The 18,902-nt window shown below is 70.5% G+C and carries 18 protein-coding genes; 12 read left to right on the top strand and 6 right to left on the bottom strand.

The features are described from left to right. Nucleotides 1-35: 35 nt before the first annotated feature. The gene (locus tag JQX13_RS31885) at nt 36-617 is read left to right on the top strand and encodes a hypothetical protein (RefSeq protein WP_203403248.1); all 582 of its coding nucleotides are present in this window, start codon (nt 36-38) and stop codon (nt 615-617) included. 51 nt (nt 618-668) lie between these two features. After that, the gene (locus tag JQX13_RS31880) at nt 669-1,469 is read left to right on the top strand and encodes a class I SAM-dependent methyltransferase (RefSeq protein WP_203403247.1); all 801 of its coding nucleotides are present in this window, start codon (nt 669-671) and stop codon (nt 1,467-1,469) included. On the opposite strand, the gene JQX13_RS31875 is transcribed toward JQX13_RS31880, so the two are convergent. Further along, complete coding sequence (locus JQX13_RS31875) at nt 1,462-1,830, bottom strand: metallothionein (RefSeq protein WP_203403246.1); 369 nt, start codon at nt 1,828-1,830, stop codon at nt 1,462-1,464. The genes JQX13_RS31880 and JQX13_RS31875 overlap by 8 nt on opposite strands. Nucleotides 1,831-2,018: 188 nt before the next feature. On the opposite strand from JQX13_RS31875, the gene JQX13_RS31870 reads away from it, so the two are divergent. After that, entirely contained in the window at nt 2,019-3,587 is a 1,569-nt protein-coding gene (locus tag JQX13_RS31870) for a hypothetical protein (protein ID WP_203403245.1), read from the top strand. Nucleotides 3,588-3,686: 99 nt separating this feature from the next. Then, complete coding sequence (locus JQX13_RS31865; RefSeq protein WP_203403244.1) at nt 3,687-4,925, top strand: hypothetical protein; 1,239 nt, start codon at nt 3,687-3,689, stop codon at nt 4,923-4,925. Between the two features lie 18 nt (nt 4,926-4,943). On the opposite strand, the gene JQX13_RS31860 is transcribed toward JQX13_RS31865, so the two are convergent. Further along, entirely contained in the window at nt 4,944-5,744 is an 801-nt protein-coding gene (locus JQX13_RS31860) for a hypothetical protein (protein WP_239013973.1), read from the bottom strand. Between the two features lie 157 nt (nt 5,745-5,901). Next, complete coding sequence (locus JQX13_RS31855; protein ID WP_239013972.1) at nt 5,902-8,067, bottom strand: serine/threonine-protein kinase; 2,166 nt, start codon at nt 8,065-8,067, stop codon at nt 5,902-5,904. A 259-nt stretch (nt 8,068-8,326) separates the two neighbouring features. On the opposite strand from JQX13_RS31855, the gene JQX13_RS31850 reads away from it, so the two are divergent. From JQX13_RS31850 to JQX13_RS31840, 3 genes are all read left to right on the top strand, one after another. After that, on the top strand, nt 8,327-9,148 hold the full coding sequence (locus JQX13_RS31850) for a glycerophosphodiester phosphodiesterase (RefSeq protein ID WP_203403242.1): 822 nt from the start codon (nt 8,327-8,329) through the stop codon (nt 9,146-9,148). A 12-nt stretch (nt 9,149-9,160) separates the two neighbouring features. Further along, nucleotides 9,161-9,952 (top strand): deoxynucleoside kinase, encoded by a 792-nt coding sequence (locus JQX13_RS31845; protein ID WP_203403241.1) that lies wholly within the window; start codon nt 9,161-9,163, stop codon nt 9,950-9,952. A 62-nt stretch (nt 9,953-10,014) separates the two neighbouring features. Further along, a complete protein-coding gene (locus tag JQX13_RS31840; RefSeq protein ID WP_203412300.1) occupies nt 10,015-10,488 on the top strand; it encodes an acyl-CoA thioesterase in 474 nt (157 codons plus the stop codon). An 84-nt stretch (nt 10,489-10,572) separates the two neighbouring features. Here JQX13_RS31840 and JQX13_RS31835 read toward each other — a convergent pair whose 3' ends face one another. Further along, the gene (locus JQX13_RS31835; RefSeq protein ID WP_203403240.1) at nt 10,573-11,361 is read right to left on the bottom strand and encodes an SDR family oxidoreductase; all 789 of its coding nucleotides are present in this window, start codon (nt 11,359-11,361) and stop codon (nt 10,573-10,575) included. 213 nt (nt 11,362-11,574) lie between these two features. Next, nucleotides 11,575-11,958: a HesB/IscA family protein gene (locus JQX13_RS31830; RefSeq protein WP_203403239.1), complete on the bottom strand. Its 384-nt coding sequence runs from the start codon at nt 11,956-11,958 to the stop codon at nt 11,575-11,577. A gap of 244 nt (nt 11,959-12,202) precedes the next feature. Here JQX13_RS31830 and moeB point away from each other — a divergent pair, with 244 nt between their 5' ends. Both moeB and JQX13_RS31820 read left to right on the top strand, forming a co-directional pair. Continuing rightward, the gene (gene moeB, locus JQX13_RS31825; protein ID WP_203403238.1) at nt 12,203-13,363 is read left to right on the top strand and encodes a molybdopterin-synthase adenylyltransferase MoeB; all 1,161 of its coding nucleotides are present in this window, start codon (nt 12,203-12,205) and stop codon (nt 13,361-13,363) included. Between the two features lie 11 nt (nt 13,364-13,374). Beyond that, the gene (locus JQX13_RS31820; protein ID WP_203403237.1) at nt 13,375-13,707 is read left to right on the top strand and encodes a rhodanese-like domain-containing protein; all 333 of its coding nucleotides are present in this window, start codon (nt 13,375-13,377) and stop codon (nt 13,705-13,707) included. A gap of 6 nt (nt 13,708-13,713) precedes the next feature. Here JQX13_RS31820 and JQX13_RS31815 read toward each other — a convergent pair whose 3' ends face one another. Further along, nucleotides 13,714-16,050 carry a serine/threonine protein kinase gene (locus JQX13_RS31815; protein ID WP_203403236.1) on the bottom strand — a complete coding sequence of 779 codons (2,337 nt, stop codon included), beginning with the start codon at nt 16,048-16,050 and terminating at the stop codon, nt 13,714-13,716. Nucleotides 16,051-16,143: 93 nt separating this feature from the next. Here JQX13_RS31815 and JQX13_RS31810 point away from each other — a divergent pair, with 93 nt between their 5' ends. The 3 genes from JQX13_RS31810 to JQX13_RS31800 all read left to right on the top strand — a co-directional run bounded on the left by JQX13_RS31810 (nt 16,144) and on the right by JQX13_RS31800 (nt 18,898). Beyond that, a complete protein-coding gene (locus JQX13_RS31810; RefSeq protein ID WP_203403235.1) occupies nt 16,144-16,809 on the top strand; it encodes a hypothetical protein in 666 nt (221 codons plus the stop codon). Between the two features lie 178 nt (nt 16,810-16,987). Continuing rightward, nucleotides 16,988-18,169 carry a hypothetical protein gene (locus JQX13_RS31805; protein ID WP_203403234.1) on the top strand — a complete coding sequence of 394 codons (1,182 nt, stop codon included), beginning with the start codon at nt 16,988-16,990 and terminating at the stop codon, nt 18,167-18,169. 15 nt (nt 18,170-18,184) lie between these two features. After that, nucleotides 18,185-18,898 carry a VTC domain-containing protein gene (locus JQX13_RS31800; protein WP_203403233.1) on the top strand — a complete coding sequence of 238 codons (714 nt, stop codon included), beginning with the start codon at nt 18,185-18,187 and terminating at the stop codon, nt 18,896-18,898. Nucleotides 18,899-18,902: the final 4 nt, after the last annotated feature.

The following is an 18,902-nucleotide window of genomic DNA, read 5'->3' as shown; positions in this document are numbered from 1 at the left end:
TGCGCCGGACGCGCACCAGTGCGATTTGGAGCATCGTGGGTTTCCGATTCTTCGCAATCCCTGGCCACCGAGTGGTGGCGCATCCTCAATCACTGCCCTCGGACGAGCGGCTCGAGCCCGAGCTTCCCCCGCTGCAGGAAGCGGTGGAGCGCGCGTTCGCGGGCGCCGAGTTCCGGGACGTCAAGGCCAAGGACCGGGTCCGTGCCCTGCTCCAGGGAGACAAGCCCCCCAGCATGGGCAGCCCCGGTTCGGGTTTTGGTCCCTCGGCCGTCTTCGCCCAGCCTCCCCAGGATCTGCCCGCGCTGCTGCGGCTGGCGGATGAGCTGGAGTCGCTGGCGAAGCGCGAGGCCGGAGAGCGCGCACTCGTCTGGAAGTGCAGCGAGTGCAACGCGCGCTACGCCGTGCCCGTGGCCCTGGCCCGCTCCGTGTCCATCCGCTGCGAGCGCTGCGGCACCCCCGTGGAGCTCAACCCCCAGCGCAGCCTCGGCGAGGAGTCGCTCATCGACCCGTTCCTGGGTGCGGTGAATGGCGCCCGTCGCGAGTTGGCCGCCTTCTTCCGCGAGGCCATGGCCCGCGGCTGGCCCGTGCTGGTGGCCACCGAGGAGAGCGGTTCCTGAGCGAGGAAAGCCGTTCCTGAGGAGCGCTCGCGGCGCTACCCTGTGCCGGGTATGCGACGCGCCATCCTTCAGCAGCTGCGCTGCCCCCGGTGCCGGCGCGGTGGGCTGATGCCCGAGCACGACACCGACGTGCTCGCCTTCGGGCCCCTGCACTGTCCCGAGTGCCATGCGAGCTTCCCGGTAACCGAGGGTGTGGCGGACCTGGTGCAGGAGTCCGCCTCCACGCACCTGGCCCAGCGGGGCATGGAGCAGCGGCTCATCGCCCGCTCCTATGAGCGCTACGTGCGCCCCGCCCTGCAGCGGGCGCTGGCGGCTCCGCCCCTGGACCGGGACAGTGAGTACCTGCTGTACCGCTCCCTGTTGGGCAACCCCGAGGCGCCCATCCTGGACCTGGGCACCGGCACCGGACTGTTCGCCCGGCGTCTGGCACGCGAGCCGGAGCTGCCTCCCGTGGTGGGCCTGGACGTGTCCCGGGCGATGCTCGAGGAGTCCGTGGCCCAGGCGCGCGAGGCCGGCGTGCGGGTGGACTTCCTCCGCGCCGAGGCCCCCTACCTGCCCTTCCGGGATGGTTCGCTGGGCGCGGTGCTGCTGGCCCACTCGCTGCACTTCATCGCGGACATCGGCCGGCTGCTGCTGGAAGTGGGCCGCGTGCTGCGCCCCGGTGGACGCTTCGTGGCCAGCACCTGGCTACCGCCGGGCCGGGCCACCGCGTTCGTCCAGCGCCAGGCCGGTCTCCACCCGCGCGAGGAGGAGGAGCTCCGCGACGCCCTGTCCGCCGTGGGACTGGTGGGCTTCGCCCGGCTGCGGCTGCCGCCCCTGCTGGTGGTGAAGGCGGAGAAGCCGGTCAGATGAAGACGCCCGCCGAGGCGTCGAGGCGCACCTCGCGCAGCTCCCGCGCTCGGCCCTCGGACCGCAACGACGGCACCACGTCCTGACGGGGCTTCTTGCACTTGGGGCACTCGCACGTGCCCTTCTTGCAGGTACAGTCCGCCGCGCTGCCGCACCGGCACTTCGCCGCGTGCAGCTCGCTCGCGCCGTCCTTCTTCGCCGCGGCCGCCTCCGTCGGAGCCGCCTCCGGCCTGCCCGGCTCCACGGGCGCGGGTACGGCATCGGCCTTCCTGGCACGGTGGGCCTCGCACGCGCCTGACTCGCCCGCCGTGAGCAACACGCCGCCCACCGCCACGGCCGCCAACGTCATCCCGATGCGCTTCATCTCCACGTACCTCCCGGGGGACAGGCAGAACACCCGAATCATCTCCCCGGGCTATATCCCAGAGGTTTCCACCTGTCCAAGCAGGGCGGGCCGGCTCCGCGATCCCTCCCCCAGGAGGGCAACCCTGCGAGCACGTTCCTCGGAACGCTCGCGACGAACGGAGGCGCCACGTACAGTCCGGCCCACCCGTGTCCGCGCGAACCGACCGCCTCGTCTACGCCGCCGCCCTCGTGCTGGGGGTGCTGCCCCTGTGGGTGTCCTCGCACCTGCCCATGGTGGACCTGCCACAGCACCTGCACCTCATCTCCGTCCTCCACCGGCTGGATGATCCGACCACCCTCTACCCCCAGCTCTTCGCCGCGCGGCACGAGCTGACGCCCTACCTCGGCTACTACTACGCCGTCAGCGCCCTCAACTGGCTGCTCCCGCTGGACCTCGCCAACCGGCTCTTCCTCTCCGCGTACGTGGTGGGACTGCCCCTGTCGCTCGCCTTCCTGCTGCGAGCCCTCGGGCGCCCCACCTGGCCCTCCCTGCTGTCGCTGCCGCTCGCCTACGGCGACAGCTTCGGGTGGGGCTTCATCAACTACCTCGCCGCGCTGCCGCTGGCCCTGCTGTGCTGCGGCCTCTTCGTCCGCGCCCTCACCGACACCGGCCGGCGCCGCGCCTGGGCCGCCGGGCTCGCCGCGTGCCTCGTCTCCGTCCTGCTCTTCCACGTGCAGGCCTTCGCCTTCCTCGGGCTCGCCCTGCCCTGGCTGCTCCTCACCACCCCCATCCCCGAGGACGCCGACGCGAAGGGACTTCCGTCCCGGCTCCGGCCCCGGGTGCCCGCGCTGCTGGGCGTGGTGCCCGGTGTGGCCCTCTTCCTCTCGTGGGTGGTGCTGCGCCTGGGTCAGCCCGCCGAGGTGGAGACCGGCGCGCCCTGGAAGGCCTGGGGCCCCATGTTGTCGCCGCGGAACCTGTCCTGGAAGAGCTTCGCGCAGAACCGCGCCGAGCTCCTCGAGGTGCTCGCCAACCTCCTGCGGGATGGCTCGGACCGCTGGCCCGTCTACGCCGTGGGCGTGGTGGCCGCGTGCGCCCTGGTGCTCGGCCTGGTGCGCGCGGCGGACACGACCGGCGGCGGGGGACTCGTGGCGCGCCTGCGTCTGCCGGGGCTCGTCGTCCTCGCGCTCGGCTTCTTCTTCCTGCTCCCCTTCGACATCCGCGGCTACATCTACTACCTGAACACCCGTTACGCGCAGCTCGCCGCCGTGCTCGCCGTGGCGAGCGTGCCCGTCACCCTGCCCTCTCTGCGCCGCCCGCTGCTGTGGGCCAGCGCGGGTTGTGCCCTGCTGCTGGCGCTCGTGCTCGGCCGCGGCTTCCGTGCCTTCTCCCGCGAGGCCTCCGAGTGGGATGCCCTCGTGGAAGCCACCGCGCAGAAGCCCCGTGTCATGGGGCTCATCTTCGCCGCGGGCTCGCGCGTGGTGCGCCACCCCGTCTTCCTCCACGGCGCCTCGGAGGTTGCCCGCGCGCGCGGCGGCAGCACCAACTTCAGCTTCGCCCTCACCCCCCACTCCCCGCTGCGCTACCGCGGCACGCCCCCGCCCACCTTCCCCTCCGAGTGGCGGCCCCAGGACTTCGACTACGCCACGCACGGCCCCGCCTACGATCACTTCCTCGTCCGGGGGGTGCACCCCTCGCGCGTCTTCGGCGCCCGGCTCCAGCAGGAGCTGGCCGTGGCCGCCCAGTCCGGCGACAGCTGGCTGGTGCGCCGCCGCTGAACGCTCGGGCCCGCCAAGTGTGGGCCAGTGGTCGTCACCCCGTGCGCTCGGGCTCCTCCGGCCTCACCGCGCCGAGTGAGGTGCATTACATCCCGGCCCATGCCCACCAAGAGCCCCCAGTCCGATCCGCGCACGCTGCTGGACGCTCTGCGCGCAGGAGCGCCGCTGTCCGACTTCCCCGCCGACGCGGTGCGGCACGCCCGCGCGCTCGCGGCCGAGCCCGCCTCCACGCCCGCTGACGTCGAGTCCCTCCCCGAGCCGCTCGCGCTCGCCGTTCTCGAGGGCTCGGTGCTCGCCGGCCAACCCGCCCTCGCCGAGGCGCTCGCGGGCTCCGGGAACAAGGCGCTCGCCAAGGCCGCCAGGAAGGCGCTCTACCGGCTGCGCTCGCGCGGCGTGGCCCTCTCCGAGCCGGCCCGACCCTCCGAGCCCCCGCGTCCGCTCCTCACGGGTCCGGAGCCGCTGCCCGCGCTCCTCACCAGCATCGACGGCACCGGGGAGCGCGTCATCGAGATCGCCCGCCCCCTGCGCGGTGGCGGCGTGGAGGCCGTCCAGTTCCTCTACTCGGACGAGCACGGCGTCACACGCATCCAGGTGACGGAGCTCAACCGGGGCGAGTACCGCCGCGTGGTGAAGCAGGCCACCCATCCCGGCCCCGATGCCGCCGTGGAGGTTCCCCATGCCGAGGCGCTCGAGCGGCTGGCCGCCGCCGTGGGACTCAACGTGCGCACGCGCACCGCCTTTCCCCAGGGACTCGAGGCCGTGCTGCGCCACCTGGGAGTGCAGCCCCGGGACGTGCCGCTCGGGATTCCCCCGCCGGAGCCCGAGGACGAGCGGCTCGCGAACGAGGCCCACAAGCTCCACGAGGAGCCGGAGATGCGCGGCTGGCTGCCGCCCCTGGCCGAGCTGGAGCGGCTGGCCTTCAAGGTGAACGAGCTGGAGTCGAGCCCGCTCGCGCTCACCCCGGCCCAGCGCAACGAAGAGCTCATCCAGGCGACCCACGTCCAGGCGCACGCCTTCTTCGCCGCACCAGAGGTCCGCCAGCTCTACGCCGGCCGGCTGTGGGAGATGGCGCTCCACTTCGAGCGGCTCGGGAAGGAGCACCCGGCCCGGGTGGCCCGCGCCGAGGCCCGGCGGCTCGCGCATGGCCCCACCGAGCCCCCCTCGCGCTTCGCCGAGCGCCTCTACGAGAAGGCCCTGCTCGTCACCATGGCCGAGCGCGTCGCCCCCTCCGAGAGGGAGCAGGCGGAGGCTCAAGCGAGAGCCCGCGCCGCCCAGCAGTCCCGGAGCACCTCGCCGGAGTCGGAGCGACGCAGCCCCGGCGGCATCATCCTCCCCTGAGGCCAGGGGAGGCCCTGCTCAGGCCGACACGCGCGCGCGCAGCAGCAGATCCAGGTTCTCCAGCTCCCAGGCCTGCGCGCGCGAGTAGTCGTGGAAACGCCGCTCGTGCTCGAGGAACTCGGGCGGGTGGATGCAGCGCCGCCCGTCCTCGCCCCGGCGCGTCCGGTACACGTGGTGCAGCATCTCGTGGAAGACGATCCACTCCACGAAGTAGCGCGGCACCACGGGCTGATCCAACGCCGGGTGGATGCGGATGACGCGCGAGTCCGCCGAGTACGAGCCCATCTTGATGCTCTTGCGCGGCCGGGTGACGCGCGGCGCCGGCCCGTAGGTGATGGCGGCGTCGATGCGGCCCCGGAAGTAGCGCTCGTTCAGTCGCTCGAAGATGCGGCCCAGGTCGTGGTGCTGCCCCACCGGCTCCAGCCGCATGCGCTTGCGCATCTGCGCCGGCGACATGCGACGGATGTAGGCCTTGTTGCGATCGATGAACTTGTCCAGCCGGGCGCTGGCCTCGGCGTCCCCATTGCGCACGTAGTCGGCGAGCGCCTGGATGACCTCGTCCGACGAGGTCAGGAACATGTGGTGCAAGCGCAGCCGCCACAGCGCCCGGTGACGCTGGAACGTGAGCATCGTGTGCGTGTTGTCGTGGATCTCCACCGCCACCGGTGCTCGGAGCCGAGTGCGCAATCGGCGCTCGAGCACGCGACGCCACACCTTCAACAACCGATTGGGCTCGGGTGCGGTGGGCAGCTCGCGGGCGATACGGCCCGCCGGCGAGCTCCTCTTCTTGGCCAGGTTCTTCTTCTTCGCGCGCGCCATAGACGGGGGCCGATTCTAGGGGTCCGTCTGACACGTGTAAACGAGATGAGGAGGGCAAATCCCCTGGAATTCCAACGGCTTATATCCACTCCCGCGTACCCTCGCCCACTTGTCCGCTGGAGGGGGAGCCCACCGCATATGTCCCCCTGGAGACCCCTCACCGCCGGGTCTTCTGGGGGCAATCCGCGCGGGTCAGTTTGACGACAAACGGGTTCTGGGCATCCTCGGGAATCGTCAAATCCTTGGTATTCCAAGGGCCTCGGTTGGAGCAGCGGACGTCGACCCGGAAGAACCCGGGTTTCAAGGGCAGGAAGCCGTTGGGTTTCACCTTGCTGGCTCCCACCTTTATCGACATGACCGCCGGGGCCTGGAACTGGACGCGAATCCCGGTGGCGGCCATGGAAGCGGAAGGAGGCTCGGTCAGCCTGGCGGCCAGGCCAGCGGTCGGTACCACTGGAGCCCCGGTTCCAGCCAACGCCGAACCCGCGCTCGTGTCGGTCCCGCTCCCACCCGGTTGGGCCGTGGCGCTCCCCGTCCCCGACTCGGGAGAGGGAGAGCCGGTGCCGGAGCCAGTCCCGGTTCCGGTGGACGCGGGAGGCTCGGCGGGGTGGCCTTCCTCGGAGGAACGGGTCGCCGCCGTGGCTCCAGCGGGCTTGCGTGGAGCGTCCTCCGACATGGGCGAGAGCAGGAACAGCCACGCGGCCGCGCCGGCGACCACGAGGAGCAGCGTCACGCAAGCGACCAGCAGCAGGCGCATGCCGCGCGACCTGCCCGAGGACGTGGGGGCCCGCCCCAACCTGTCGTCGCGAGTGGGCTCGTCATCGTCCGGATCCCTCCTGGGGGCAAGCGTCGTCCCCTTGCGAGGAAGATCCAGCGTCTCCGACACCTCGGCGTCATCCTCATCCGAGACCCCGGAGCGGGTGTCGGGCACGGAGTCCTCGTCACGGAACGCGGATGCGACACGAACGGGCACCCGATCATTCACCGTGGAGCCCGTGCGGGAGCCGGATTGCGAGACCTCGTCATCGTCCTCGTCCATCACCGGGGGCGGGCGGCGGCGATCCAACGAGGCCACGGAGCCAGAGGTGGCCGGCTTGCGCGCGGGCGTGGAGCGGCGCGCCGCCGCGGTGGCACCTCGCGCCGGCCGTTCCTGCAAGGTGGACTCGGCGGAGACGGTGCGGGGAGAGGACCGGGGCGATGCGACCGGAGGCTCCGGCGCACGCCCCATGGGGACGGTGCGGATGGCGGTGGGCTCGTCGTCGTCCTCGTCACCCAGGGCCGCGGCGGCGAGCATGTCGGCCGGACGGGCCATCTCCGTGGCCAGTTCCTCGCCGTCGGGATCCACCGCGGAGGGCAGGTTCTGCCCGCTGGAGCGGCGCGTGGGGCGAGCGGCGAGCCCCGCGGGCTGGGACCCGGAGACCGACTCCTTGCGCCCGTTGGGGATGGGGACGTGGAGGACGGTGCGCTCCTCCTCCTCGCCCAGCAGCCGCGCGATGTAGGCCTGCACGTCATCGCTCTGCCGCATCACGCCCGAGTCCAGCAGCGCCTCCAGGTCCGCCTGCACCTGCGCCGCCCGCTGGTAGCGCTGGTTGCGGTCCTTCACCAGGCACTTCATCACGATGCGCGACAGCTCCTGCGGGTAGTCGTCGCGGATGAGGTGGGGCGGGGAGGGGTTCTCGAAACGGATGGCGTAGAGGATGGCCTCCGTCGTCGGCCGGGCGAAGGGCGAGCGCCCGGTGGTGATTTCATAGAGCATCACCCCCAGCGCGAAGATGTCCGAGCGGTGATCCAACCGCTCCTGCATGACCTGCTCGGGCGACAGGTAGAGGAACTTGCCCTTGATGACGCCCGGCTTGCTGCGCTCGGCGAGGGCCTCGGCCTTGGCGATGCCGAAGTCCACCAGCTTCACCGAGCCGTTGTAGGCCACCATCACGTTCTGCGGGCTGACGTCGCGGTGGATGAGGCCCAGGGGGCGGCCGTCCACGCCCTTGGAGTTGTGGGCGTGCTCGAGGCCCGCGGCCACCTGGGCGCAGATGCGCGAGGCCACCGCGTAGGGCACCGCCGAGGAGAACTTCGCCTCCTCCGCGAGGATGCGTCGCAGGTCCACGCCCTCGACGAACTCCATCGCGATGAAGATGCTCTCGTGGATGCGCCCCAGTTCGAACACCTGGACGATGTTCGGATGGTGGAGCTGCGCGGCGATGCGCGCCTCGTCCAGGAACATCTGGACGAACTCCGGCTCCTCCGACAGGTACGGCAGGATGCGCTTGATGACGAACAGGTCCGGACGCGGAGGCTCCTGCGCCAGGAAGAGCTCCGCCATGCCCCCCATCGCGAGCCGCTTGATGAGGAGGTACTTGCCAAAGGGGGTGGCAATCTGAGGAGAGTTCTCGGAAATGGGAGCCCCCTGAAGTCGCATAGACTTGAATAAAGCCCGAGGTTCTTCCCGAGCTTACCCGGAATTACCACCTGGAAGGTGGGGGTAGAAACCAAAGGTGGGATACCAGACCAGACGCCCTTCCGGCTACCCGCCCGAACCCACTGCGCCGCCATCCTACACGCCCGTGAGGCTCCACCCGACCATGCCGCCCCCCAGACACCCCTACTTCCGCGGCCTTTCTCCCACCCTGCACATCTCCCACCGGGGAGGCTCACTGCTGGCACCGGAGAACACCCTGGCCGCCTTCCGTATGGCGGTGGAGCGCTACCACACCCAGGTGCTGGAGACGGACGTCCACCTCACCCGCGACGGGGAGCTGGTGGTGGCCCACGACGACACCCTGGAGCGGTGCACCGATGGTGTGGGGAACATCGCGGACCACACACTGGCCGAGCTGCAGCGCCTGGACGCCGGCCATCGCTTCACCCCGGACGGGGGCCGCACCTTCCCCTTCCGAGGCCAGGGCGTGCGCATGCCCTCCCTGCGCGAGCTGCTGCGCGCCTTCCCGGCCCTGCGCTTCAACATCGAGGTGAAGCCGGACGTGCCGGGCATCGAGGACGCCTTCTTCCAGGTACTGCGCGAGGAGGGCGCCATGGAGCGCGCGTGCGTGGGCAGCGAGCTGGACTCCGTGGGCGAGCGCCTGGCGCGGGTGATGCCGGACGCCTGCCACTTCTACCCGCGTGACGCGCTGGCCGCCTTCGTGCTGTCGGTGCGGACGGGCGAGCAGCCGCCGGAGGACCCACGCTACACCGTCCTGGACATGCCCCTGTACTTCGGCGACGTGCGCCTGGTGGACGAGGCCCTCCTGCGCGCGGCGGACGCCCACGGCAAGTGGATCAACGTGTGGACGGTGGATGATCCCCAGGAGATGCGCCAGCTCGTCACCGAGGGCGTGGGCGGTATCATGACGGACAGGCCGGACCTGCTCCGCCAGGTCTTGGACGCGCGTCAAAACCCGAGCTAAGCCCCATCCCGCATGCCCCGCTCTCCCCAGCGCAAGCGCGCCCCGAAGGTCGCGACAGCTCCCAACGCCGCACTGACTCCCGCCGCGCCCGAGCCGGCCCTGGGGTCCCTCCCCGCCAACGCTCCGCGCCCCGCGCCCGAGGCCCCCGCGCGCAACACCGTGCGCCGCCTGCGCGCGCCCCGCTCCAAGCGCTTCGTCGCCCTGGCCGGCAACATCGGCGCGGGGAAGACGACGGCCGCGAAGCTCATCAGCCAGTCCTTCGGCTTCGAGCTCTTCGACGAGCCCGTCATCGACAACCGCTTCCTCAAGGACTACTACGCCAACATGGGGCGGTGGTCCTTCACCCTCCAGCTCGAGTTCCTCATCCGGCGCGTCGAGCACCACGAGCTCATCCACTCGGTGAAGAAGAGCTGCGTGCAGGACCGCACGCTCTACGAGGATCCGGAGATCTTCGCCAAGTACCTGCACGGCCTGGGGCACATGACGAACCAGGAGCTGGATTTGTACTTCGAGTACTTCCAGCGCCTGACGCGGACCATCGTGCGGCCGGACAAGGTCATCTGCTTCGACGTGCCCACGGTGGACGTGCTGCTGGGGCGCATCCGCGAGCGCGGCCGCGAAGAGGAGAAGGGGATCCAGAAGGGCTTCCTGCGAGGCCTCAACGGCTACTACGCCACCTTCCCCATGGTGCTGCAGAACAAGTATGGCGTGGACTGCCTGGTGCTCGACGTGACGAACCAGGACATCCGCATCGGCCGGGGACGCGAGGAGTTCCTCGACCGGGTCTCGACCTTCCTCGCTTGAGGTGTGACGTGTCCGAGCAGTCCGAGCTCCCCGCCAAGAGCGCGCGTGAGTCCGAAGTGGTGATGACGCAGATGATCCTCCCCTCGGACGCCAACTCGGTGAACACCGCGTTCGGCGGCAAGGTGATGGAGTGGATCGACGTGTGTGCCGCCATCGCCGCCCAGCGCCACTGCCGACAGGTGGTGGTCACCGCGTCCATGGATGACCTGCACTTCCACGCCCCCATCAAGGTGGGCTGGAACGTGACGCTGCACTCGCGCGTCATCGCCGTGTTCCGCACGTCGATGGAGGTGGGCGTCACGGTGACCGCGGAGAACCCGCTCACCGGGGAGAAGCACCTGACCACCAGCGCCCTGCTCACCTTCGTGGCGCTCACGCAGGATGGCAAGCGGGTGCAGGTGCCCCCCCTGAAGATCGAAACGGAGGAGGAGCGCGCCGCCGTCCGCGAGGCCGAGCAGCGGCGCAAGGAGCGGCTGTCGCGCAAGCCCACGAGCTTCGCCTGGCAGAAGGTCATCAAGCCCGGCGCTGCGGGGTGAGCCACCGCACCGCATCCCCTTCGGGGAAGACGCGCTGACAACCGCGGCCATTTCCCCTCTCCCTTCGGGAGAGGGGACATTGCACTAGACCTTGCGCCAGTCGTCGTTCTTCAGGCCGTGCGCGCCGATGGCGGCCATCAGCTCGAGGCCTCCGTCGATGACGAGCGACGTCCCCGTGATGAACGCCGCCGCCGGAGTGGTGAGGAAGACGACGAGCCCCGCTACCTCTCTCGCATCACCCGGCCGGCCCAACGGATAACCCGGCCGCCTCACGGTGCTCGGGTTCACGTTGTCCTGGTCCGTCATCGGGGTGGAGATCTCCCCCGGCGCAATCGCGTTGACGGTGATCTGGTGCTGGCCCAGCTCCGCGGCCATGACCTTGGTGAGCAGTCCCAGCCCTCCCTTGGCCGCGCAGTACGCCGAGGACCCCATCAGCGGCACGTGCTCATGGACCGAGGTGATGGTGATGATGCGCCCCCCTCGCCCCTGCTTCACCATCCGCCTCGCCGCGCGCTGACAGCAGACGAACGCACCATCCAGGTCCACGCGCAGTGTGTGGCGCCACTCCTCCCAACCCATGTCGAGGAACGCGGTACTGCCACCCGTTCCCGCGTTGTTCACGAAGACGTCGAGCCCTCCGAGCGCATCGGCCAGCTCGTCGATGACGCCTCCGGCCTCCGGCAGCTGGTTCAGGTCCAGCCTGCGCACCTCGGCCCGGCGCCCCTTCGCCCTCACCTGGGCGGCGGTGTCCTCCGCGCCCTTCTGCTCCTCGTGCCACGTGATGCCCACATCGAAGCCCGCCTCGGCGAGCGCCACCGCGGAGGCCTTCCCGATTCCCGAGTCCGACCCCGTGACGATTGCCACACGCGCCATGCTTCCTCCCGGATTCGCGTTGTGGCCGCACCGTAGTCACGGCGCTGGAGAGAGGCCGACGCACGTGCATGTCGTGGGTCCACGTCTCGACAGCTCTGGACCGCTCCGCGCGGAAGTGCACACAGGCCCTTGAAACAGAAAAGGGGTGAGGGGCGCTCTCGGGGAGCGACGACCCTCACCCCGACCCTCTCCCAGAGGGAGAGGGAGGAGTTCTCAAGTCGTGAACGAGGTCCCGCAGCCGCAGGACGACTTCGCGTTCGGGTTGTTGAACTTGAAGCCCGCCCCCGTCACGCTCGACACGAAGTCGATCTCCGTGCCCGCCAGATACTTGTTGCTCAGGGCGTCGGTCGCGATCTTCACGCCGTCCTGCTCCCAGGTCAGGTCGCCCGCCTTCGTCTCGCGCACCAGGTTCAGGTCGTAGCCCAGTCCGCTGCAGCCGGCCGGCACCACGCGAATCGAGAAGAAGTAGCCCTGGAAGCCCTGCTCCTGGACGACCTTCTTCACCTGGGCCACGGCGGCCTCGGTGAGCTTCACCGGGATGGCCGGCGTGCCCTCGGGGGCAGGGGTCGTCTGAGCGGAAGTCGTGGTCGTATCCATGTAGGTCGGTCTCCTTACAGGCGCCTTATAACGCCCCGCGCTGAAATTGCCATCCAGCCCGTCCACCGGCGCAAGCTGTCCCAGACTGAAGGTGTGACCCGTGGGGAAGAAGCGCACGCCCCCCCTGATGTCCTGGGGCGAACCCAGGCGATTCTGGACAATCCGCTTCCGCGCCAGGCCGAACGCCGGGGGGGCGAGCATCGGAAGGGAATTCACCCCGGGCCCGGGTTATACGAGAGCCTCCATGAGCGCCACCTTCCGCGAGCTGCTGTCCGCCACGAAGAAGGAGATCCGCGAGGTCTCCATCGAGGACGTCAAGCGCCTGCTGGACGCGCGCTTGCCCGTGAAGCTCATCGACGTGCGCGAGGGCGACGAGTACGCGGGCGGGCGGCTGCCGGGCGCGGTGCACATCCCCCGCGGCTTCCTCGAGCTGCGCATCGAGGACAAGGCCTCCCGCGACGAGGAGCTCGTCCTCTACTGCGCCGGAGGCACCCGCTCGGCGCTGGCGGCCCACACCCTTCAACAGATGGGCTACACGCGCGTGGCCTCGCTCGCGGGCGGCTTCAACCGCTGGAGCGACGCGCACCTCCCGGTGGAGAAGCCGGTGGTGCTCACCCCCGCCCAGAAGGAGCGCTACCGCCGCCACCTCATCCTCCCCGAGGTGGGTGAGGAGGGTCAGGCGAAGCTGCTGAAAGCCCGGGTGCTGCTGCTGGGCGCCGGTGGCCTGGGCTCGCCGGCCGCGCTCTACCTCGCCGCCGCGGGCGTGGGCACGCTGGGCATCGTCGACGCGGACGTGGTGGACCTGAGCAACCTCCAGCGCCAGGTGCTCCACACCCACGAGCGCGCCGGTCAGCCCAAGGTGGAGAGCGCCCGCGCCACGCTCGAGGCCCTCAACCCCGACGTGAAGGTGATGCCCTTCGCGGAGCGGCTCACCTCGCAGAACGTGCTGCGCATCCTCGAGGGCTTCGACCTCGTCCTCGACGGCGGGGACAACTTCCCCACCCGCTACCTGCTCAACGACGCGTGCGTCATGCAGGGCAAGCCCAACCTCCACGGCTCCATCTTCCGCTTCGAGGGCCAGGTCACCACCTTCGTCCCCGGCCAGGGGCCCTGCTACCGCTGTCTCTACCCCTCCCCACCGCCTCCCGAGCTCGCCCCGTCCTGCGCCGAGGCCGGCGTGCTCGGCGTGCTCCCCGGCATCATCGGCCTCTTCCAGGCCAACGAGGCCCTCAAGCTCCTCCTCGGCGTGGGCGAGCCGCTCGTGGGGCGCCTGCTCACCTTCGACGCGCTCGGCACCCGCTTCCAGGAGCTCAAGCTGCGGCGCGATCCCAAGTGCCCCGTGTGCGCGCCCGGGGCGAAGGTGGAGCTCATCGACTACGAGCGCTTCTGCGCCGCACCCGCCTGAACGGAGACCCCGTGCCCATCCCGGAGATCGACCCCGCCACCCTCGCCGCCCAGCTCTCCGGCCCCCCCGGGTCGCGCCCCGTGCTGCTCGACGTGCGCTTCCCCGAGGAGCACGCCTACGTGGCGCTCCCGGGCTCGGTGCTCATCCCCCTGCCGGAGCTGGACGAGCGCGCCGAGGAGCTCGAGTCCTTCCGCGGCAGGCCCGTCGTCGTCTACTGCCACCACGGCGTGCGCAGCCTGGACGGCACCGCGTACCTGCGCTCGCACGGCCTGGACGCGGTGTCCCTGCGCGGGGGAATCGATCTCTACGCCCGCGCCGTGGACCCGAGCCTGCCCCGCTACTGACGCGCGCTACGGGAGGTACGCCGACACGTCCACCGTCTTCGACTCGGTCTCGCCGGCCTTCACCACCACATCCACCGGTACCGGCTCCTTGAAGGAGGGACCGCGCAGCACCAGGTGGTGCTCCCCCTCGACCAGCTCGTACCGCTGCCTGGGATCGTAGAGGTAGAGCTTCTCCCCCTCCCGGAAGATCTCCGTGCCGGGGAAGGTCTTGTTGGCGGGACGCAGCACCAGCTTGAAGTGACCCTTCTTGAACTCCTCGTGGATCGTCTTCGTCTCGTTGGGCTCGCCGTAGCTGAAGGTGATCTCCTTGTAGATGCCCCGGGCCTTGTTCTCCAGGATGATCGTGTCCTGGAGATGCGCGCCCGCCGCATGCTTCAGCGAGCTGGTCGGCTCCATGGTCATCTGGGTGATGGGCACGGGGCTCCGGCAGGCCTGGCTGTGCTTGACCGAGACCTGGACGGGCTCATTCGTCTGCATGTCGATGTAGATGCCCTGCCCGTCCAGGGCCGTGCTGCCGAGCATGTCCATCAACGACTGGCGGTAGAGGAACCCCACGATCCCCACGGCCAGCACCACGCCCACCTGGAGCAGTGTCTTCAGGGGCAGTGACCGGCCCCCCTTCGCGGGCCTGGCGTTGGGAGTGCTGACCTCGTCGTCCTCCTCCTCGAGCTTCTCCACCTGGGAGGTCCGCCGGCGGGGCGAGGACGAGGCCTCGGGCATCTCCGCGCGGCTGCTGGTGCGCCGCCGCACGGGAGGCTCGGCCTGCTGCTGGGGAGAAGGCGCCATCCCCGTGCGCCGCCGCGGAGGCTCCACGGGCTCCGGAGGCGGAGGCAACATCGTGCGCTCGGGATCCTCGTCGTCCTCCATGGGCCGCGGGCGCGGGTTGACGGCCGCGGCGCCACGGGACAACCGGGGCTGCGCGTCCGCCGACGGCTCGGCCACCCGGGTCCCGGTGCGCCGCGGGACGGCGGGCTCCATGCCCGTGCGCCGCGCGACGGGAGCCTCGGTGTTGGCGCCACGCGTCACGTCCACGCGGCTGGGCGAGCGCCCCACCGCCGTGGAGCCCACGCCCGTGCGGCGCGGCGCCTCCTGGTTCGTGCGGCGGCGATTGGGGACCTCCGTGGCCGGAGGCGCTTCCCACTCCTGCACCTCGGGCACGTTGCCAGGCGGAGGAGCCGACTCGCCGCGCTTGTTGGCGACCCCCGCGCGCGTCCCCGTGCGCCGCTGCTGCGGCATCTCGCCCGGCGGCGCCTCCCAGTTCATCTCGGTGGCGGGGGCGCTGGAGGAACGAGGCTCGACACGTGAGCTGCTCCGCGGCGGCGGAGCGGGCTCCTCGGGCGGAGGCTCCGCCGGCGCGGGCATCGCCGACATCGAGTCCTCGCCCCGGGGCTCCGGATTGCCGCTGCGCCGCTCCTCGTCCAACCGATCCGCGAAGAGCGTCTCCATCAGCTGGGAGATCTGCACCGAGCCCGCCACCCAGCGCTGGCTGACGAGGAACTCCTCCAGGGCGAGCTGGAGCTGGCGCGCATCCCGGTAGCGATCGTCCGCGGCCTTGGCCAGCGCCCTCATCACCACGTCATCCAGCTCCGGCGGCACATCCGCCACCTGCGAGGGCGGGAGGATGTTGCACTCCATCGCGGCCTGCAGCGTGGCCAGCTCCGAATCCCGCTTGAGCGGGCGCGTGCCGGTGAGCAGCTCGTAGAGCACCAGCCCGATGGCGAAGATGTCCGCGCGGTGATCCAACGGCTTGCCCGCGGCCTGCTCCGGAGCCATGTAGGCGAACTTGCCCTTGATGGCGCCCGACTTCGTCGCCGTGGCCTGGTCCGCCGCCTTGGCGATGCCGAAGTCCACCAGCTTCACCGAGCCGTCGAAGCTGATGAGGATGTTCTGCGGCGAGATGTCGCGGTGCACCACCTTCAGGGGCTTGCCCGTCACCTCGTCCACGCGCGTGTGGGCGTAGTAGAGGCCCTCGCACGCCGAGGCCACGATGCGCATGGCCAACGGCAGGGCGATCCACCCCCCGGCGTTGTACGCCTTGCGCATCACCCGCCCGAGGTCCTCGCCGTGGATGAACTCCATGGCGATGAAGTAGGTGCCGTTGGCCTCGCCGAACTCGTACACCTGGGCGATGTTCGGGTGGTTGAACCGGGCGGCGATGCGCGCCTCGTTCCCGAACATGTCCACGAACTCGCCGTCCTCGGCCAGGTGAGGGAGGATCCGCTTCACCACCACGTTCTTGGCGAAACCCTCGATGCCCTTCTGCCGCGCGAGCCACACCTCGGCCATGCCACCGGTGGCGAGCTTCTTGAGGAGCTGATATTTGCCGAAGAGTTGAGGGTTCATCCCGGGTGGCTCGCCGGGGGGAGCAAGCGCGAAGTGGAAGACGTCAGGGCGTTGCATCTTAGGCGACGTACCAGGGCGAGGCAAAGACAGCCCGTGCGAAACCACTGGTTCCCTCTGGTCGCCGGCCTGTTGCTGACCACCGCCGCCGCCGCGGCCTCACGGTTGCCCCTGGGGCCCACGGATCAGATCGAGGTCACGCCCCATGAAGAGGGGCTGGAGCTCTCCTGGTCGGACACCGAGGAGCGCCTCCAGGGGAGCATCCGCCCGACCGTCCCCCGGAAGGGCCAGCCCCTCCACGTCAGCCTCCAGGTGGGCAGCTTCGAGGGCGACCCCTTCGAAGGCCCCCTCATCCTCACCCTGCGTGAAGCGGGCGCCCTCCACGGGCAGAGCCTCACCGTGAAACGGGGCGAGCGCCACTGGGAGGCCACCTTCACGCCCGAGAGCGAGGGACCCTACCTCCTCGATGTGGGCTTCCTGACAACCCGACACAAGGTGCTCCACGCCGCCTTCACGGTGGGCGCCTCCCCGGTGCCCCGGGCGATCGCCTGGGGCGTGCTCGGAGTCGGGTGCCTGGCGCTGATCGGGTACACCGTGCGCGGCCTCCTGAAGGGAGACGCCCAGAAGGAGCGGCCCCTGCCCGCCTCCGCCGAGGAGTCAGTGCCCCCGGCGAGCCCCCCCGTGGACTCCGCTCCCGAGGCGGCCGCTCCCTCTCCCACCGACACGCCCGAGGCTGAAAACAAGCCCCCCGTCGAGCAGTAACTTCGACAGGGCCTCCTTCACCCTCGGGTGGAAAATTCCTTCCTCGTAACGGCCATGTCACGCCCTGGTGGCGGCGGTTTTCGGACGCCAGGGGGGCTGGGCTGTCGGCTCCTGGACTCCCTGCTTCCGGGCACCCCTGTTGCACAACCCTCCCGCGGACTGGGGCGAGGAGGCGAGCATGGGCGCGGGGCAATGGGGCGGACAAGGACGACGGGGACTCCTCGCCACGCTCCTCCTTCTGGGCACGCCCGTGTTGGCGGCGGAGCCAACTCCGGAAGCGGAGCCGGCACCAGAAACGGAAGCGGCTCCCGAAGCGGAGCCCACGGCCGTGGCGGAGCTGACGCCGGGAGCGCAGCTGACGCCGACGGTGGACGCGCCGAAGCCCAAGGAGAAGAAGCCGAAGCCCGGGGCTGGCGCGGTGGCGGAGCCGATCTCCGAGGGAGGCGAGGGCCAGTCCGCTGACGAGAAGACGACGGGCCTGCGGGTCCGCCCCTTCGGGCGCGTCTACGCCCGGGTGAGCGCGGACGAGCGCGATCAATACGAGCGCTCGCTGTCCATCGCCTCGGCGCGCGTGGGCCTGGAAGCGTCGCTGCCACACGTCGACGCGGAGGTGACGGCGGACCTGTCGTCCAAGTCGATCCTCAAGGACGCCTTCGTGCGCGTCGCCGATGGGAAGAAGCGGCTGCGCCTCTACGGTGGCCAGTTCAAGGCTCCCTTCCTGGAGCGCGAGCTCGAGTCCTCCTGGCAGCTGCCGTTGATGCGGCGCGGACTGGTGGCGGACTACCTGGAGGATACACACCATCTGGGCGGCCGCCGGCTCGGACTGATGGGCGAGGCGAGCATCAAGCAGGGCTGGAAACTGAAGGTGTCCGGCGGCGTCTTCCAGGGCGCCAGGGACGAGGACACGGACACGATCAACGGCGAGGACGCCGCGCTGCGGGTGAGCGTGCGTCCCTTCAAGGGCCTCACCATCGGGGCGAGCGGCTACATGACGGAAGTCTTCAAGGGCATTCGCAACTACGCGGTGACGGCGGACGCGGCGCTGCGGTTGGGCGGGTTGGAGCTGTCGGGTGAGTACGTCAACGGGGTGCTGTCGGTGGGGCCCTTCAACGCGCAGTTGGGTCTGGCCAGCTACACGCTGCCGGTGGGCGAGGACGGGTGGGCGGTGCAGCCGGTGGTGGGCGCCGAGACGCTGCAGCTCATCGGCCCGCTGAAGGCGCGCGGCCATGGACTCGTGGGAGGCGTCAACGTCCTCTATTCCGAGCACTTCAAGGCCCAGTTGCAGGCCGAGCACGCGCTGCGCCCCGGGGACGAGGCCGCGGGTCTCGAGTACTCGCTGCAGCTCGCCATGCGCTTCTAGGAACGGAGACCCATCATGCTCCAGTTCGCGGAAGGACAGGTCACCAGGCTCCGCCGGGAGTTCAAGCGGGTGATGGGGATGGACGAGGCGGTGGCCCTGTGCGCGCGGCTCTCCGCGTCGCTGGGCGGCTACCTCTCTCCGCCCACGCGCATCACCTCCGTCTACTTCGACAAGCCGGGCTACCCGCTGGCCCAGCGCTCGCTGCGCACCCCGAATGACTGCCTGAAGGTGCGCACCAAGGAGTACTCGCCGGACGTGGGCGCCGGCGGCGTGGAGCGCGTGGTGCTGGAGGTGAAGCGCGAGCGCAACGGCGTCACGCAGAAGCGCCGGGTGTGGGTGCCGCGTGCGCGGCTCGGCCAGGTCCTGCGGGGTGGCGTGCGACTGCTGCCGCTCATCGCCGGGGGCGGCCTCATTCCGACGCTCGCGGTGACCTACCGGCGGCACGTGTACCAGTGCTCGCAGGCGTGGCGGGTGACGGTGGACCGGGACATCGGCTTCCACCGGATTACCTCGGAGCTGGCGCTCGGCGAGAGGACGCTGAGCGCGGAGCGGTTGGGCGAACCACTGGCCCGGGACGGGCGGGTGGTGGTGGAAGTGAAGCACCTGGGAGAGGAGCTGCCCGAATGGCTCGCGGCACTCAACCCCGGGCGCGAATCGGCGTACAGCAAGTTCGCCGAGGGGATGGCGAGGGTCCACGACTTCGTCGCGGACGGGATTCTGGGGGGCTGAACAA

Origin of the sequence: Archangium violaceum, from assembly GCF_016859125.1 — a bacterium.
Taxonomy (GTDB): Bacteria; Myxococcota; Myxococcia; order Myxococcales; family Myxococcaceae; genus Archangium; species Archangium violaceum_A.
Note: the sequence above shows the minus strand (reverse complement) of the source record. Positions and strands in the feature narration are given on the sequence as shown.